The following is a 14833-nucleotide window of genomic DNA, read 5'->3' as shown; positions in this document are numbered from 1 at the left end:
ACGGCGCAGTGACAGTTCCAGATTGGCAAGTCCAGGTGGAGTGTTGATCGATGAAAAGACGGCGCGCACGACTTGAGCTGGTGGAAGATCGCGGTGCCCGGGTGCACCGGACCCGGTTCGACGAGGAACGTTGTTTAAGCCCGATTCAACCCCTGACCGACAGACAAGGCGAATATCTCGACGCCCTCGCCAGGCACGCGCAAGTCATCGTCCTGGGGCCCGCCGGAACGGGCAAGACCTTCATCGCCGGCACCCGCGCTGCCGACCAGCTCCGTCAGCGCCGCATCGCCAAGGTCGTGATCACGCGGCCGAACGTCCCCTCGGGCCGCTCGCTCGGCTTCTTTCCCGGAACCCTGGAAGACAAGATCGCCCCCTGGGTGGCGCCCCTCACCGAGGCCATGAAGGAGCGCATGGGCCAGGCCGCCTTCGAGATCGCGCTGAAGACCGGCGACATCGAGATCGTGCCCTTCGAGGTGATGCGCGGGCGCACCTTCAAGAACTGCCTCGTGATCCTCGACGAGGCGCAGAACACCACCACCGCCGAGATCAAGATGTTCCTCACCCGCATCGGCGACGATTGCCAGGTGATCATCAACGGCGACGTCTCGCAGACGGACCTGCGCGAGACATCCGGCCTGCGCACCGTGATCCACCTCGTGAAGAGCCGGATGATGCCGATCCCGGTGGTGGAGTTCACCCGCGACGACATCGTCCGCTCGGGCATCTGCGCCGAGTGGGTGAAGGCTTTTGAAGAAACCAATCTCTGATTGAAGGGTTGGGCACGGCGGGCTCCTGCGGTGGTCCGTCGTGCCCGCTGGGCACGAGAATCTGCTCCGAACCTCCCGCACGGGAGGATGAACCGGGTGCCGCGCCCGGATATTCGAGACCAGGAAACTCTCGTGAGGAAACTGACCTTCGCCGTCGCCGTCGCCGCCGCGATGGGGGCCGCCGCCCTCGCCGGTCCGGCCTCCGCGGCCCCCGGCATCCCCGCGGGCGTCACCGCGCCCGACGCCGTCACGCACGTGCAGATGACCCCGATGGAGCGCCGCATGGAGCGCCGCGCGATGCGCCGGCACATGGAGCGCCGCATGGAGCGCCGGGCAGTGCGCCGGCACATGGAGCGCCGGATGATGCGCCGGCACATGATGCGCAACATGTGAGCAGCGCGCTCGCGCGACGGATCGGGGTCCTTCGGGGCCCCGTTTCCTTATCAGAGGACTGGCGGAGCGGCGCCTGTGGATGCAGGCAGATTGCCGCGGCCGTCCGGGATTCCCTTCCGGGCCCCCCGCGTGAGATGCCGGCCCGCAGAGCCAAGCCGCACGTCCGGCGCCCTGGGAGACGACCATGCCCCCCTCCAACCGCCTGTTCGACGATTTCGCCCGGATCATGACCGACGCGGCCGGGGCCGCGCAGGGCGTGCGCCGGGAGGCCGAGACCGTGGTCCGCGCTCAGTTCGAGCGCCTGATCCGCGACATGGACATCGCCTCGCGCGAGGAGGTCGACGTGCTGCGCGACCTCGTGAGCACGCTACGCACCCAGAACGAGGCGCTCGCCGCCCGCGTCGCCGTGCTGGAGGGCAAGCTCGGGGACAGGGCCGGCAGCGCGGCGGGGGCGAGCGAGGGCGTCTGAGCCGGGCCGCTGGGCGCTCGGCTTTTGCACAGGGAAGCGGCGCCCGCGGTTCCGTTTCCTGTTCACCGGACGGGCGGCCCGCTTTGTGTCGCGACTCCCGCCCGGTCTATAGTCGGTCAGGTTCTGATTCGCCCGAGCGCACCGATGACCGACAGAACGTGACCCGTCGCATCATCGCTCAAGACCCCGGATGGTCGAGCTTTACTGCGTTGGGGCGCGTTTGGACGCTCGGTTGCATTACCAACATCATGCCACTGCGGCCGGACCCCGGCCGCCAGTCCGGATCGTCATGCCCCAGCTTCACGTCGACATCGAAGACCAGGACCGGATCGAGCACCCGCTCGACGTGGTCGAGCGCCTGGCCTCCCTGCGCGACTGGATCTTCGACCGGGCCGAGACCGACGAGATGTCCGTCACCAGCCCCGGGCGCTGGACGGACTACCACCTCGCCTTCACCTGGATCGAGGACATGGAGGCGCTGCACGTCGCCTGCGCCTTCGACCTCAAGGTGCCGGAGCGCCAGCGCGTCGAGGTGCTGCGGCTGATCGCGCTGGTCAACGAGCAGCTCTGGATCGGCCATTTCGACCTCTGGTCGAGCGACAACGTGGTGATGTTCCGCCACGCGCTCCTGCTGACGGGCGGGATCATCCCGACGCACCCGCAATGCGCCACGCTGATGAAGTCGGCGGTCGATGCCTGCGAGCGCTACTATCAGGCCTTCCAGTTCGTCCTCTGGGCCGGCAAGACGGCCCGCGAAGCCCTCGACGCCGTGCTGTTCGAGACCGAGGGCGAGGCCTGAGGAGCCTGCGCACCCGATGACCGCACCTGCCCGCCTGCCCGCCTCCCTCACCCTCGTCGGTGCCGGCAAGATGGGCGGCGCGATGCTCGCCGGCTGGCTGGAGGCCGGGCTCGACCCGCGCGCCGTCACGATCCTCGACCCGACGCCGTCCGAGGCGATCGCCGCGCTCTGCGCCGAGCGCGGGATCGCGCTGAACCCGGCGGATCCGGCCCCGAGCGCTGTGCTGGTGCTCGGCATCAAGCCGCAGGGGCTGGAGGCGGCCGCCGCGGCGCTGGCACCACTCGTCGGCCCGGATACGCTCGTCGTCTCGATCCTGGCCGGCAAGACCATCGCGGACCTGAAGGCGCGCCTGCCCGGTGCCCGCGCCGTGGTGCGGGCCATGCCGAACCTGCCGGCCAGCATCGGGCGGGGCGCGACCGGGGCGGTGGCGAGCCCGGAGGTCTCGGACGATCAGCACGCCGTCGCGGAGGCGTTGCTCTCGGCCGCGGGCCTCACCGAGTGGCTCGATGCGGAGGCTCAGATCGACGCGGTCACCGCCGTCTCGGGCTCAGGGCCGGCCTACGTCTTCCTGCTGGTCGAGGCGCTGGCCGAGGCCGGCATCGCGGCCGGGCTCGCGCCCGAGGTTGCGGCCCGGCTCGCCCGGGCGACCGTCACCGGCGCGGGCGCCCTACTGGATGTCAGCCCCGAGCCGGCGGCGCAGCTGCGCCGGAACGTTACCTCGCCCGGCGGCACCACGGCCGCGGCTCTCGACATCCTGATGCGGGCGGACGGCCTCGGCCGCCTGATGGACGAGGCCGTCGCCGCGGCCAAGCGTCGGGCGGGTGAGTTGTCGGGCTGATCGGACTCACGTCGCTCGAATGCCGCGTGCCCCCTCTCCCCGCCGGGAGGGGAGAGGCCCGCGGGCACCTCGTCGTGCCTGCGGGAAGCGAAGGCGCAGGCAAAGCGGAGATGAGGGAGTATCGTCGGATGAGTCTCTTCCGGCACCGCCCTCTCACCGTCGCCTACCGGCTCGCTCAGCCCACAACAGGGTCGGCTGAGCCCTCTCTCCGCGCACGGGGAGAGGGGAGCGGCGCGCCGAACCCTCAGCTGCTGCCCGGGTCCGTCTCGTCCCGCTGCGTGCCGCCGCCCTGCGGGCCCTCGCCGGGCTTGCCCTCGGTCTTCTCGTTCGGGTCCTTCACCGCGTCCGGCGCGATGTTGGCGGGCTTGTCGTCGGGCTTCTTGTCGTCGCTCATGCGCCCTCCTCGCGCTCGGGCTTGCTCAGGCCCCCGGCGACCTTGCGACCGGCCTCGGGGCCGCGCGCTGCTTTCTGGTCGGAATGACCCCCGGACGAGCCGCCGAGCGCGGGTGGGGATTGGCCGGCGGCGCCCGCGTCCCAGCCGGCGTTGCGCTCGGCATCGCTGCGGCCGCCCGAATCCATGTCGGTGATCGCGGCCTGATCCTGGGTCTGGCGGCCGCCGCCCGCCGGGCTCGAGCCGGGCGTGCCGACATCGTCGTCGGGCTTGCGGGTGACGGTTTCGGGCTCGCGCGGGCTCATCAGCGCTTCCCGTCGTCCTGGCCGACCGCGGCGGTCGCGCGCTCGATCGCCTCCTCGGTGGCGCCCGACTGGCCCTCGCCGCGCAGGCGGTCGAGATTCTCGCGGGGCGTCTCGGCCTCCGTTGCGTCGGTGGCGTCCTGCCCCGGCGTGCCGGAGGCGATGCGGGCGGTCTCGGCCTGCCCCTGCGGGTCGCGCTTCAGATCGCTCTGGGTCCGCTGGGCCAGGCCGATGTCGCGGGCCGAATCCTGGCCGAGATCCTGGCCGTTGCGGTCGGCGTAGGCGTCGAACTCCTTGAGCGTCGGGCGCTCGCTGCTCTCGGGCGTCATCGCGGCTCCTGCATGTCTCTGGCCTGTCTCTGGCCGGGACAACAGACGCCGCGCAGCGAGGTTGCGTCCGCGGCGGCAGCGGAACAGTGCGACCGCCGCGGACGCGCGGGTTCGGGCTAGCCGATGCCCTCGAACAGCGCCGAGGAGATGTAGCGCTCGGCGAACGAGCAGGCGACGGTGACGATGCGCTTGCCCTTGAACTCGGGCCGGCCTGCCAGCTCCAGCGCCGCCGCGACGTTGCCGCCCGTCGAGATGCCGCCCGGGATGCCCTCGAACTTGGCGAGATCGCGCGCGGTCTCGAAGGCGGTCTGGTTCGAGACCTTCAGCACGCCGTCGAGGATGTCGGTGTGCAGGTTGCCGGGGATGAAGCCCGCGCCGATGCCCTGGATCTTGTGCGGGCCGGGCTGGCCGCCGGATATCACCGGGGAATCCTCGGGCTCGACTGCGAAGACCTTCAGGTTGGGCAGGCGGGGCTTCAGCACCTCGCCGACGCCCGTCACGGTGCCGCCGGTGCCCACGCCCGCCACGAAGGCGTCGAGCTGGCCGTTGGTGTCGGCCCAGATCTCCTCGGCGGTGGTCTTGCGGTGGATCTCGGGATTGGCCGGGTTGGAGAATTGCTGCGGCATCACCGCGCCCGGGATGGTGTTCAGCAGTTCCTCGGCCTTGGCGATCGCGCCCTTCATGCCCTGCGGGCCGGGTGTCAGCTCCAGCTGCGCGCCCAGGAAGGCTAGCATCTTGCGGCGCTCCAGCGACATCGTCTCGGGCATCACCAGGATCAGGCGGTAGCCGCGGGCGGCGGCCACGAAGGCCAGCGCGATGCCGGTGTTGCCCGAGGTCGGCTCGACCAGCGTGCCGCCGGGCTTGAGCTGGCCGGAGGCTTCCAGCGCGTCGATCATGTTGACGCCGATGCGGTCCTTCACGCTCGAGATCGGGTTGAAGAACTCGAGCTTCAGCAGGATCTCGGCCTCGACGCCGCGCTCCTTCGGCAGCCGGTTCAGGCGCACCAGGGGCGTGTTGCCGATCGTCTCGGTGATCGAGCCGTAGACCCGGCCGTGCCCGACCTGTCGTGTCCCGGTGGTCGTCTCTGCGCTGCCGGCCATCGCGATCTCCCTCTATCGAACCGTCTCGGATGCGGGCGCGCCGGATCTCGTCCCCGGGCTGCCCGCAGCGAAGGCAGGCGATATCGCGTCGTCCCGCCCTCGGCAATCGGGCTAACTTGAGGATTCGACAAATCTTTTCCCTGTCGCGGCGACGGCTCGCGGATGGGGGAAGAGTATTGCTGCCTGCGCGGTTGCGCTTGGAAGTTCGTTCTCCAATGCCCTCAGGCGCCGAAGCGCATCGCGAGGAGCAGGAACGTCGCCGCGAGCGGGGCGGCGGCAGCGAGCCAGAGGGAGCCCGGATGCGTGCTGCGCGGCACGGCGAAGCGCGGATCGCGCGCGCTCTCCGCCCGCAGCGGGGCCTGGTTCCCGAACCCGATCCTGCCCGCCATGCACGCCGCTCCGCCCGTGGATCACGGAGGGGAGAAGGCGCCGCAGGCGGTCAACGTGGGCTGAATCCGGCGGGACGAGCCGGCCGCATGGTCAGCGAAGGGTTAAAGAGCGCGATCGAAGCGCAGCTCGCCGTTCGGGCTCTTCAGCACGAGTTGCGAGCCCACCAAGTCCCACTGAGCGGCGGTACGCAGGGCGACGAAGAAGGCCTGCTCTGTGGCGGCCAACCCCTTGTCGCAGGGCTTCTTGGTCAGCGCGAGAGGGCCGACCGCGAGGTGCTGGTCGCGCAACGGGAAGGCGGTGGCCGCAAAGGTGTTGCAGCCGCCGTAGCCGCGGGCGCGGTACTGCTTATCGATGATGAAGCTCGGGCGGTCGGCACCCGCGAACGGCTTGCCGTTGATGCTGACCGCGGTCCACGTGGCGTCGAGCGGGAAGATCTTCTCGGTCTGCTTCGTCGGCGGCACGTACTGGGGCTTCTTCTCCTCACCGCCCGGGGTGCGGTTGGCGCGGCCGAAGCCGGAGATGTTGGGGCTCTGCGCCCGGGCCTCGATCGCCGTCACCGTGCTGGCGGCCAATGCCGCGCAGGTCAGCGCGGCGATCCGGATCGTTCTCATCGTTCACGCCCCTCTCGCTCGGCCGTCCCACCGCCTGCCCGGGGCGGCGCGGACCGAGCCGCACGTGGTTTCGCCAGGTGGCGCGCCAGCAAGTGGCTCGCCAAACGGGCCGTGGGGGCCCGCCGCACGCCTCCGTGGATCGGATGCCAGATGGCCGGTTCGGGTTCGGGACGTGCGCCAGCGCCAATCCGATAGAATTTCAGCACAATTATGGTCAAGGCGCGCCCGCGCCGGGGCAGGGCGCCGTCCCCGGGTTCCGCGCGCGCCGGGCCGTCCGCGCGGAACCGAACCGCGCCGCATCGGCGTTGTCCCGCGAGTCGGGGGACGGAGATCGGCGGGAGAGGCATCGTGGCGGGATCGGACGAGGGCGGTCAGAGCGGGGCGGTGGCGCGGCCGATGAGCCCCGAACAGTCGCGTGCGGCCCGGGGGCTGCTCGGCTGGTCGGAGGCCGATCTCGCCCGCAAGGTCGGCCTCGACGAGCGGCTCGTGCACGACTTCGAGGCGGGCTACGGCGATCCGCCCGCCGGGCAGATCGCGGCCCTGCGCAGCGCGCTCGCGGCTGCCGGCGCCGTCTTCACCGACCTGCCCTCGCCGGGCGTGCGCCTCGACGCCAGGGGCGGCAGCGAGGGCATACGGCTGCAGGACCTGACCACCGAGAACGACAGGTAGGCGCGCCCGGCTCTCAGCCCGCATTCATCTGCCGGTCCGTACAGGACGGCGCATCCCGCCGGCTTCAAGGGTGCGCCATGCGTGTCGACGACTTCCTCACCGCCGCCGATCGGCTCCCCGTCGCGGATCTGGCGACGCTCGTGGGTGCGGGCGGGCTCGTGGTGGTCGCGCCGCACCCGGACGACGAGAGCCTCGGCTGCGGCGGCCTGATCGCCGAGGCGCGCCGGCTCGGCCGGCCGGTGAGACTCGTCGTGGTCAGCGACGGCTGCGGCTCGCACACCCACTCGAAGCTCTACCCGCCCGAGCGCCTGCGGTCCTTGCGCGAGGACGAGACCCGGCGCGCCGTCTCCGAACTCGGCATGGGACCGGAGGACGTCAGCTTCCTGCGCCTGCCGGACGCCCACGTGCCGAGCGACGGGCCGACCGCGGAGGCCGCCGCGAACGCGGTGGCGGAGGCCGCGCGCGCCTGCGGGGCGGGCGCGGTCTTCGTGACCTGGCGGCACGACCCGCACTGCGACCACCAGGCCTCGGCCGCGATCGTGGCGCTCGCCCGGCCCCGACTCGGGATGGCCCGGGTCTACGAGTATCCGGTCTGGGGCTGGACCCTACCACCCGAGACCGAGGTCGGGCCCGAGCCGCGGGGCTACCGCCTCGACGTCTCCGCGCACCGGGACGCCAAGGTGCGGGCGGTCAACGCCCACGCCTCGCAGACGACTGACCTGATCGCCGACGACCCGGAGGGGTTCCGCCTGGAGGCGCAGATGATCGAGCGGCTCTGCGGGCCGCACGAGCGCTTCGTCGCGGTCTGAGATCGGATCTGAGATCGGAACAGCCCCCGTGCCCACCAGCGTCATCACCCTGAACAAGGGCCGCCGGGCCCACCTGCTGCGCCTGCTCGAAGGCCTCGGGCGCGGCGCGCACCCGGCCGAGTGCATCGTGGTCGAGATGGGCGGCGACGACGCGTCCCTGCCCGACCACGGCTTCCCGCTGCGGCGGCTGATGCTCGACGGCGCCGGCCTGCCACTCGCTGCCGCCCGCAACGCCGGGCGGCGCGCGGCCTCCGGCGACATCCTGGTCTTCCTCGACGTGGACTGCATCCCCTCGGCCGACCTCGTGGCTGGCCTCGGGGGCCGCGCGGCGGAGCACGACGCGCTGATCTGCTGCGCGGTCTCCTACCTGCCGGCCGGCGCCGTGCGGGATGGCTGGCGGGCGGCCGACCTCGACGCGGCGGGGCGGCTCCACCCGGTGCGCAGCTTCCCCCAGACGGGCGTCGTGCCGGCGCCCCAGCCCGGCTTGTTCTGGTCACTCGCCTTCGCGGTGCGGGCTTCGACCTACGATCGCCTCGGCGGCTTCGACGAGGGTTTCGACGGCTACGGCGCCGAGGACACCGATCTCGCCTTCCGGGCGGCTGAGGCCGGGGTACCGGTGCTGTTCGCGGCCGAGGGCCGTGCGTGGCACCAGCACCACCCGGCCTACGACCCGCCGGTGCAGCACGTCGCCGACATCGTGCGCAACGCCAACCGCTTCCACGCGCGCCACGGCTTCTGGCCGATGGACGGCTGGCTCGACGCCTTCGCGGGGCTGGGGCTGGTGGAGGCGGACCGGAGCCGGGAACTCGTCCTGCGCCGCCTGCCGACGCCCGAGGAGGTCGCGGCGGCGCGCCTGCCGGATTCGCGGCCGTTCTAACTCGCGCGGCAGCTCATGCGGCCTGCGTCAGCGGCAGCTTCACCGTGACCATCCCGGCATCCTCCGGATCCGGGTGCTGGCTGAAGCCGAGGCGGCGGCAGACCGCGAGCATCGGGCGGTTCTCGGCGAGCACCGAGCCCTCCACGCGGGCGATGCCCTCCGAGCGCGCCCAGTCGATCATCAGCCGCATCAGCGCGTAGGCGAGCCCCGTGCCGCGGGCCTCCGTCCGGATCAGGATGGCAAACTCTCCGCTCTCGCCGTTGGCGTCGGCGTGGAGGCGCACGGCGCCGAGCATCCGGCGGCCCTCCTCGGCCGCGGATTCGTCGAGCGCCACGAACGCGATGGCGCGGGCGTAGTCGAGCTGCGTCAGCCGGGCCAGGAAGGCGTGGCTGAACTCGCGCACGGGCGCGAAGAAGCGCAGCCGCACGTCCTCCGGATCGATTGTCGCGAAGAAGGCCCGGAACAGCGGCTCGTCCTCGGGCCGGACCGGGCGGACGTGGATGGCGCGGCCCTTGAGCGACATCGTCCGCATCCAGGCGGTTGGGTAGGGCCGGATGGCGAAGCGCGGGTGGCCGCGCCCGACCCGGCGGTCCGGGAAGCCGCGCCCGATCCGCACCCGGGCGTCGAGCGCCACGACGCCGGTCTCGTCGGCGAGCAGCGGGTTGATGTCGAGCTCGCGCACCTGGGGCAGGTCGGCGGCGAGCTGGGCGAGCTTGACGAGCGTCAGCCCGATGGCCCGCATGTCGGCGGCCGGCACGTCGCGGTAGGCTTCCAGCCGCCGCGCCACGCGGGTGCGCGAGATCAGGTCCTCGGCGAGGGCGAGGTCGAGGGGCGGCAGGCCGAGCGCCCGGTCGTCGATCACCTCGACCGCGGTGCCGCCGCGCCCGAACACCACGACGGGCCCGAAGGTCGGGTCCTCGGCGAGCCCCGCGATCAGCTCGCGGCGGCGGCCCCGCCGCACCATCGGCTGCACGGCGAAGCCCGTGATGCGTGCCTCGGGCCGCTCGCGCCGGGCGCGGGCCAGGATCGCGCGGGCGGCGCCCCGCACGTCGGCCTCGCTGGTGAGGTCGAGATGCACGCCGCCGATGTCGGATTTGTGTACCACGTCGGGTGAGACCACCTTCAGCGCGACCGCGCCGCCGGCCGCGATCACCGGCCAGGCGGCGGCCGCGGCCGCGTCGATGTCGGGGGCCAGCGTCAGGGGCACCGAGGCGATGTCGTAGGCTTCCAAGAGCTCCATCACCGAGATCGGGTCGAGCCAGGTCGCGCCCTGGCGCAGCGCCCGGGCGACGATGCCCCGGGCGGCCTGGGTGTCGGCGTGGAAGTCGCGCGGCAGCGAGTCCGGCGTGCGCATCAGGTCGTCCTGCGCCTCGCGGTAGCGCACGAGGTGGAGGAAGCCCTCGACCGCCTCGGAATCGGTCGAGAAGCGCGGGATGCCGGCGGCCGAGAGGGCGGCCCCCTCCGCCTCGTCCGCGCCGAGGGAGACCGCGAAGACCGGCTTCCTGCGCGTCGTGCCGGCGCGCGCGGCCTGCACCGTCCCGGCGACCGCCTCGGCCACCGCGGCGGCGTTCGAGCGGGCAGTCGGCACGTGGATCGCCAGCACCGCGTCGTTCTCCCGGTCGGCCAGCAGCGGCTTGAGGGCCGCCGCGAAGGCTGGCCCGTCCGCGTCGATGCCGAGATCGACCGGGTTCTCGATTGGACTCTCGGCCGCGAAGCCGTCGGTGGGCGTCACCGCAGCCAGGGTGCCGCCGCGCTCGGCCAGGCGGTCGGCGGCGAGCTGGCCGACGCCGCGCCCGTTCGTCAGGATGGCGAGCCGGCGGCCCGGGAAGGGGCGCTGGCGCCCGAGCGTCTCGACGGCCGAGAACATCTCGTCGAGATCCTGCACGGCGAGCAGGCCAGCGCGGCGGAAGGCGGCGGCGTAGACGGCGTCCGGCTTGGCGAGCGCGCCCGTATGGGTCTCGGGCGCGTGGCTGCCGGAGGCGGCGGGGTGGGGCAGGTGTCGCCCGCTGCGGAGCACCACCACGGGCTTCGAGCGCGCCGCCGCGCGGGCGGCCGACATGAAGCGGCGGGCGTTGTCGATCTGGTCGAGGCAGAGCAGGATCGCCCGGGTGCGGTAATCGCCCGCGAAGTGGTCGAGGCAGTCGGCCATGTCCACGTCGCTGGCGCTGCCGAGGGCGAGGGCCGCCGAGAGGCCGACCCCGTGCCGGCTCGCCCAGGCGACGATCGCCGCCGCGACGGTGCCCGATGTCGAGACCAGCGCGAGGTCGCCCGCCTGCGGCATGTGGGCGAACAGGCTGACGTTGAGGCGGGCTGACGGCACCACCAGCCCGGCGCTGTCGGGCCCGAGCAGGCGCAGGCCGTGGGCGCGGGCGATCGCCCTGGCGCGCGGGCCCGGATCGTCCGGACCGCTGCCGAGATGCGCGGTCAGGATCGCGGCCGCGCGCGCGCCGATCCGGCCCGCATCCGCGACGATGTCCGGGACAGCGGCGGGCGGCGCGGCGATGACCACGAGATCGGGCGTCTCGGCGAGGTCGGAGACCTGGGGAACGCACGGATAGCCCGCCACGCTCGCGTGGCTCGGGTTGACCGGCAGGACGCGGCCCGGAAAGCCTGCCGCCCGCAGGTTCTCCAGCACGGCCCGCCCGAGCGAGCCCTCGCGCTCGCCCGCCCCCACCAGGGCGACGGTGCGCGGGTTCAGCAAGGCGTCGAACCGGTAGGTGCTCAAGGCCGCCGCTCCCGTCCGCGGACCGGAGCCCGCTTCCCGTGCCAACAAGGCGCTCGGCGGAACGGCCACCGCTCCGGCGCCCGATGCTTAGCCCATCGCCGCCCCGGATGCACGTCCGCTCCGCTCCCCGGAACCGCAAGTGCCGGAAGGGTGCGCCGCCGAGTCCTGATGTTCCTGCAACAGTCGGCACGTCTCTAGAGAGCGTTTCGATTTTACAGGTTGCTTCGAGAGATTTGAAATCATAGTACCCCGCGCCGGACAACCTTGAATGTGCCGCCTGCAGTGCGGTCGTCGGTCTCTCGCACGATGGACCGAGTGTTGTCTTCAAGGAAGGAGAGGCTGGGGATGAGCACCGGGAGCGGCGCAGGGCCGGATTACGTCGGCCTGACAACAGAGATCGTCTCGGCCTTCATCAGCAGAAACGCGGTCTCTCCAGCCGAGCTGTCCGACCTGATCGGAGCGGTCCACACAACCCTGAATAGGCTCGGCCGAGCGCCGGAGGCCGAGGCTGCGTCGGCCCGCGTGCCGGCGGTGCCGGTCGGCCGCTCGATCCGGCCCGAATACCTGATCTGCCTGGAGGACGGGAAGAAGTTCAAGTCCCTGAAGCGGCACCTGCGCGCGCGTCACGACCTCACGCCGGAGCAGTATCGGGAGCGCTGGAACCTGTCGCCCGACTATCCGATGGTGGCGCCGAATTACGCGGCCGCCCGCTCGGACCTCGCCCGCGCGATGGGGCTCGGCCAGAAGCGCCGCAAGGGACTGGGCGACGCCGGCGCGGCGTAGGGCCCGAGCGATCCACAGGGGATCGGGCGCGTCGCGGCCTCGGGCCGGACGCCGTTAGAGATCGGGCAAGGGCCGGCTGCGATGACCGCTCGGTGCGCGGGTCCTCCGCGCGCCCGCCCGGTCTCCCAGCGAGGGTGCATTGCAAGGCTCCATGCCCGGCCGGCCCAGCCTCGTCGCCCGCCTGTTCTGGGCGAGCGTGGCGGGCCTCGCCCTCGGCCTCGTCTACGGGCCGCCCGCCCTCGTGGCGACGGCGGCGGGGCTCGGCCTCGTCCTGCTGCGCCACATCGGCCGGCCCGGCCGCTTCCGGTCCCGCGTGCGCCGGATCGCGCGCCGGCACGCCGAGACCCTGGCGCTGCGCCGACGCCAGGAGTGCTTCGTGGACGCCTACGGCAACGAGATCCGCGACAGCTGGCTGCGCGAGCGCGACTACTTCCTCGACCGCACGGTCCTGCCGCAGCTGGAGGCGCGCTTTCCCGACTACGTCGTGGCGCGTAGGCCTGAGGCGCTCGCCATCGTCGAGGCGGTGGCGGAGGCCGCCGACCTTCCCGAAGAGGATGCGCCGCCCGAGGACGGGATCGGCTACGAGCAATTCTGCCTCGGTCGGCTGAAGGCGGCGGGTTGGCGCGCCCACCCGACCCCCGCGAGCGGCGACCAGGGCGCCGACATCGTGGCGACGCGCGGGCGCACCCGGCTCGTCGTGCAGTGCAAGCGCTACGGCAAGCCGGTCGGCAACGCGGCGGTGCAGGAGGCGGCGGCCGCCCGGCGCTACTGGGAGGCGGACGCCGCGGCGGTGGTGTCGAACGCGGGCTTCACCCCGGCCGCCCGCAAGCTCGCCGCCGCCACGGGCGTCGCGCTCCTGCACCACGACGCGCTCGGGACGCTCGCGGAGGCGGATCTGCTGGCGGAGGCGTGAGGTCGGCCGGGGCGCCGCCCCGGCACCCGGCCGAAGGGACGCGTCCCTTCGGGATCCCGGAACTTCAATCCGTCTCGCCGTCGAGCCCCAGCCAGTGGCGCCCGTCGCGGGCGAGCAGGTCGTCCGCTTCCCGCGGCCCGTCGCTGCCGACCGGGTAGAAGGCGACGTCTGCCTGCGGCCAGCCCTTCAGCAGCGGATCGACTGCCGCCCAGCCCGCCTCGATGTTGTCGGCGCGCTGGAACATGGTCGCGTCGCCGGTCATGCAGTCGTAGAGCAGCGTCTCGTAGCCGACATTCGGCGGGTTCGCGAAGAAGTCGGCGTAGCGGAAACTGGTGCGGACCCGGCCGATGCGCATCTTCGGGCCGGGCACCTTCACGTTGAGTTCGGTCGCCGCACCGTGCTGCGGGTCGATGGTGATCCGCATCACGTTCGGCGTCAGCGGGTCGACGCCGTGTCCCTCGAACAGCCGGAAGGGCGCGGGCTTGAACAGCACCGCGATCTCGGTCCGCCGGGCCGCCATGCGCTTGCCGGTGCGCAGGTAGAACGGCACGCCTGCCCAGCGCCAGTTGTCGATCTCCAGCTTCAGCGCGACGTAGGTCTCGGTCACGGAGTCGCGCGCCACGTCGTGCTCGTCGCGGTAGGCCGGGAGATCGTGCCCCTCGAGCCGGCCGGCCGTGTACTGGCCGCGCACCGCGTCCGACGGCGGGATCGGCTTTACAGCCTCGGCGAGCTTCGCCTTCTCGTCGCGCACGGCCTCCGCGCCGAAGGAGTTCGGCGGCTCCATCGCCACCATGCAGAGCAGCTGGAACAGGTGGTTGGGCACCATGTCCCGCAGCGCTCCGGTCGGCTCGTAGAAACCGCCGCGCTCCTCGACGCCGACCGTCTCGGCGGCGGTGATCTGCACGCTGTCGACGTATTCGCGCCGCCAGACCGGCTCGAGCATGCCGTTGGCGAAGCGCATCGCCAGGATCGACTGCACGGTCTCCTTTCCGAGGAAGTGGTCGATCCGGTAGAACTGGCTCTCGTCGGCGCATTTCAGGATGCGGGCGTTGAGCGCCTTGGCGGATTCGAGGTCCTGGCCGAACGGCTTCTCGATCACCACGCGGCGGAAGGTGCCGTCCGTCTGCTTGAGCAGGCCGGCCTTCCCCAAGCCCTCCACCACGGTGCCGAAGAAGCGCGCTGCCACCGCGAGGTAGAACACCGCGTTGTCCTGGATACGCTCGCCGAGCGCCGCGAACAGGGCGGGATCCTCGAAGTCGCCCTTGAGGAAGTGGATGCGCTCGCGCACGAAGCCCCAGCTTCGCGGGTCGATGCGGTCGGTGTGGAACTCCGAGTCCGGATCCTTGGAGAAGTCCTCCAGCGCCTCGGAGAGCGCCTTGCGCAGGCCCTCGTCGGTGTTGTCGTTGTGATCGACGCCGAGGATCTTGAAGTCCTGGTCGAGCAGGCCGCTGCCCGCGAGGTTGTAGAGCGAGGGCATCAGCAGGCGCTTGGTCAGGTCGCCCATCGCACCGAAGATCACCAGCGTGCAGGGCGGCGCCGGCTCGACGCCGCAGGCGGCGTCGTCCTTCAGTTCGGCCTCGTTCTCGGGTTCGGGCATGGTCGGACTCCCCGCAAGCGCGGCAGCGCAGCGAAACTGCACCGTCAACATGGTGCAGGTGCGGGCGTTCC

General features: G+C 72.2%; 18 protein-coding genes. 10 read left to right on the top strand and 8 right to left on the bottom strand.

The features are described from left to right. The first annotated feature begins 50 nt into the window (after positions 1–50). The 5 genes from DK427_RS03165 to proC all read left to right on the top strand — a co-directional run bounded on the left by DK427_RS03165 (position 51) and on the right by proC (position 3266). On the top strand, positions 51–767 hold the full coding sequence (locus DK427_RS03165; RefSeq protein ID WP_109949994.1) for a PhoH family protein: 717 nt from the start codon (positions 51–53) through the stop codon (positions 765–767). Between the two features lie 132 nt (positions 768–899). Beyond that, a complete protein-coding gene (locus tag DK427_RS03160) occupies positions 900–1160 on the top strand; it encodes a hypothetical protein (RefSeq protein WP_109949993.1) in 261 nt (86 codons plus the stop codon). Positions 1161–1344: 184 nt separating this feature from the next. After that, positions 1345–1629 (top strand): accessory factor UbiK family protein, encoded by a 285-nt coding sequence (locus DK427_RS03155; RefSeq protein ID WP_109949992.1) that lies wholly within the window; start codon positions 1345–1347, stop codon positions 1627–1629. Positions 1630–1918: 289 nt separating this feature from the next. After that, on the top strand, positions 1919–2428 hold the full coding sequence (locus tag DK427_RS03150; RefSeq protein ID WP_109949991.1) for a type III secretion system chaperone family protein: 510 nt from the start codon (positions 1919–1921) through the stop codon (positions 2426–2428). A gap of 16 nt (positions 2429–2444) precedes the next feature. Then, entirely contained in the window at positions 2445–3266 is an 822-nt protein-coding gene (proC, locus tag DK427_RS03145; protein ID WP_109949990.1) for a pyrroline-5-carboxylate reductase, read from the top strand. Positions 3267–3510: 244 nt separating this feature from the next. Here proC and DK427_RS26625 read toward each other — a convergent pair whose 3' ends face one another. The 6 genes from DK427_RS26625 to DK427_RS03125 form a co-directional block, all read right to left on the bottom strand. Further along, complete coding sequence (locus DK427_RS26625) at positions 3511–3660, bottom strand: hypothetical protein (protein WP_204165256.1); 150 nt, start codon at positions 3658–3660, stop codon at positions 3511–3513. Next, positions 3657–3962 carry a hypothetical protein gene (locus DK427_RS03140; protein ID WP_109949989.1) on the bottom strand — a complete coding sequence of 102 codons (306 nt, stop codon included), beginning with the start codon at positions 3960–3962 and terminating at the stop codon, positions 3657–3659. Before DK427_RS03140 ends, DK427_RS26625 begins: the two co-directional genes overlap by 4 nt. Further along, a complete protein-coding gene (locus DK427_RS03135) occupies positions 3962–4288 on the bottom strand; it encodes a hypothetical protein (RefSeq protein ID WP_109949988.1) in 327 nt (108 codons plus the stop codon). The genes DK427_RS03140 and DK427_RS03135 overlap by 1 nt, the downstream gene beginning before the upstream one ends. Before the next feature lie 116 nt (positions 4289–4404). Beyond that, positions 4405–5388, bottom strand: a complete 984-nt coding sequence (gene cysK, locus DK427_RS03130; protein WP_109949987.1) for a cysteine synthase A — start codon at positions 5386–5388, stop codon at positions 4405–4407. Between the two features lie 221 nt (positions 5389–5609). Further along, entirely contained in the window at positions 5610–5777 is a 168-nt protein-coding gene (locus tag DK427_RS26620) for a hypothetical protein (RefSeq protein WP_204165255.1), read from the bottom strand. A gap of 102 nt (positions 5778–5879) precedes the next feature. Continuing rightward, positions 5880–6389 carry an META domain-containing protein gene (locus DK427_RS03125; protein WP_109949986.1) on the bottom strand — a complete coding sequence of 170 codons (510 nt, stop codon included), beginning with the start codon at positions 6387–6389 and terminating at the stop codon, positions 5880–5882. 396 nt (positions 6390–6785) lie between these two features. Between DK427_RS03125 and DK427_RS03120 the strand changes: the two genes are divergently transcribed. From DK427_RS03120 to DK427_RS03110, 3 genes are all read left to right on the top strand, one after another. Continuing rightward, the gene (locus DK427_RS03120; protein WP_109953969.1) at positions 6786–7058 is read left to right on the top strand and encodes a helix-turn-helix domain-containing protein; all 273 of its coding nucleotides are present in this window, start codon (positions 6786–6788) and stop codon (positions 7056–7058) included. A 77-nt stretch (positions 7059–7135) separates the two neighbouring features. Beyond that, complete coding sequence (locus DK427_RS03115) at positions 7136–7867, top strand: PIG-L deacetylase family protein (protein ID WP_109949985.1); 732 nt, start codon at positions 7136–7138, stop codon at positions 7865–7867. A gap of 28 nt (positions 7868–7895) precedes the next feature. After that, positions 7896–8744, top strand: a complete 849-nt coding sequence (locus DK427_RS03110) for a glycosyltransferase (protein ID WP_109949984.1) — start codon at positions 7896–7898, stop codon at positions 8742–8744. Positions 8745–8757: 13 nt separating this feature from the next. Here DK427_RS03110 and DK427_RS03105 read toward each other — a convergent pair whose 3' ends face one another. Then, positions 8758–11469: a bifunctional acetate--CoA ligase family protein/GNAT family N-acetyltransferase gene (locus DK427_RS03105; protein ID WP_109949983.1), complete on the bottom strand. Its 2712-nt coding sequence runs from the start codon at positions 11467–11469 to the stop codon at positions 8758–8760. 345 nt (positions 11470–11814) lie between these two features. On the opposite strand from DK427_RS03105, the gene DK427_RS03100 reads away from it, so the two are divergent. Together DK427_RS03100 and DK427_RS03095 are read left to right on the top strand one after the other, a co-directional pair. Then, on the top strand, positions 11815–12252 hold the full coding sequence (locus DK427_RS03100; protein WP_109949982.1) for a Ros/MucR family transcriptional regulator: 438 nt from the start codon (positions 11815–11817) through the stop codon (positions 12250–12252). 151 nt (positions 12253–12403) lie between these two features. Then, a complete protein-coding gene (locus tag DK427_RS03095) occupies positions 12404–13165 on the top strand; it encodes a restriction endonuclease (RefSeq protein WP_109949981.1) in 762 nt (253 codons plus the stop codon). A gap of 64 nt (positions 13166–13229) precedes the next feature. On the opposite strand, the gene zwf is transcribed toward DK427_RS03095, so the two are convergent. Then, positions 13230–14762, bottom strand: a complete 1533-nt coding sequence (gene zwf, locus DK427_RS03090) for a glucose-6-phosphate dehydrogenase (protein WP_109949980.1) — start codon at positions 14760–14762, stop codon at positions 13230–13232. Positions 14763–14833: the final 71 nt, after the last annotated feature.

The sequence above is a fragment of the Methylobacterium radiodurans genome (assembly GCF_003173735.1).
Classification (GTDB): Bacteria; Pseudomonadota; Alphaproteobacteria; order Rhizobiales; family Beijerinckiaceae; genus Methylobacterium; species Methylobacterium radiodurans.
This window is presented reverse-complemented; position numbering and strand designations above follow the sequence as displayed.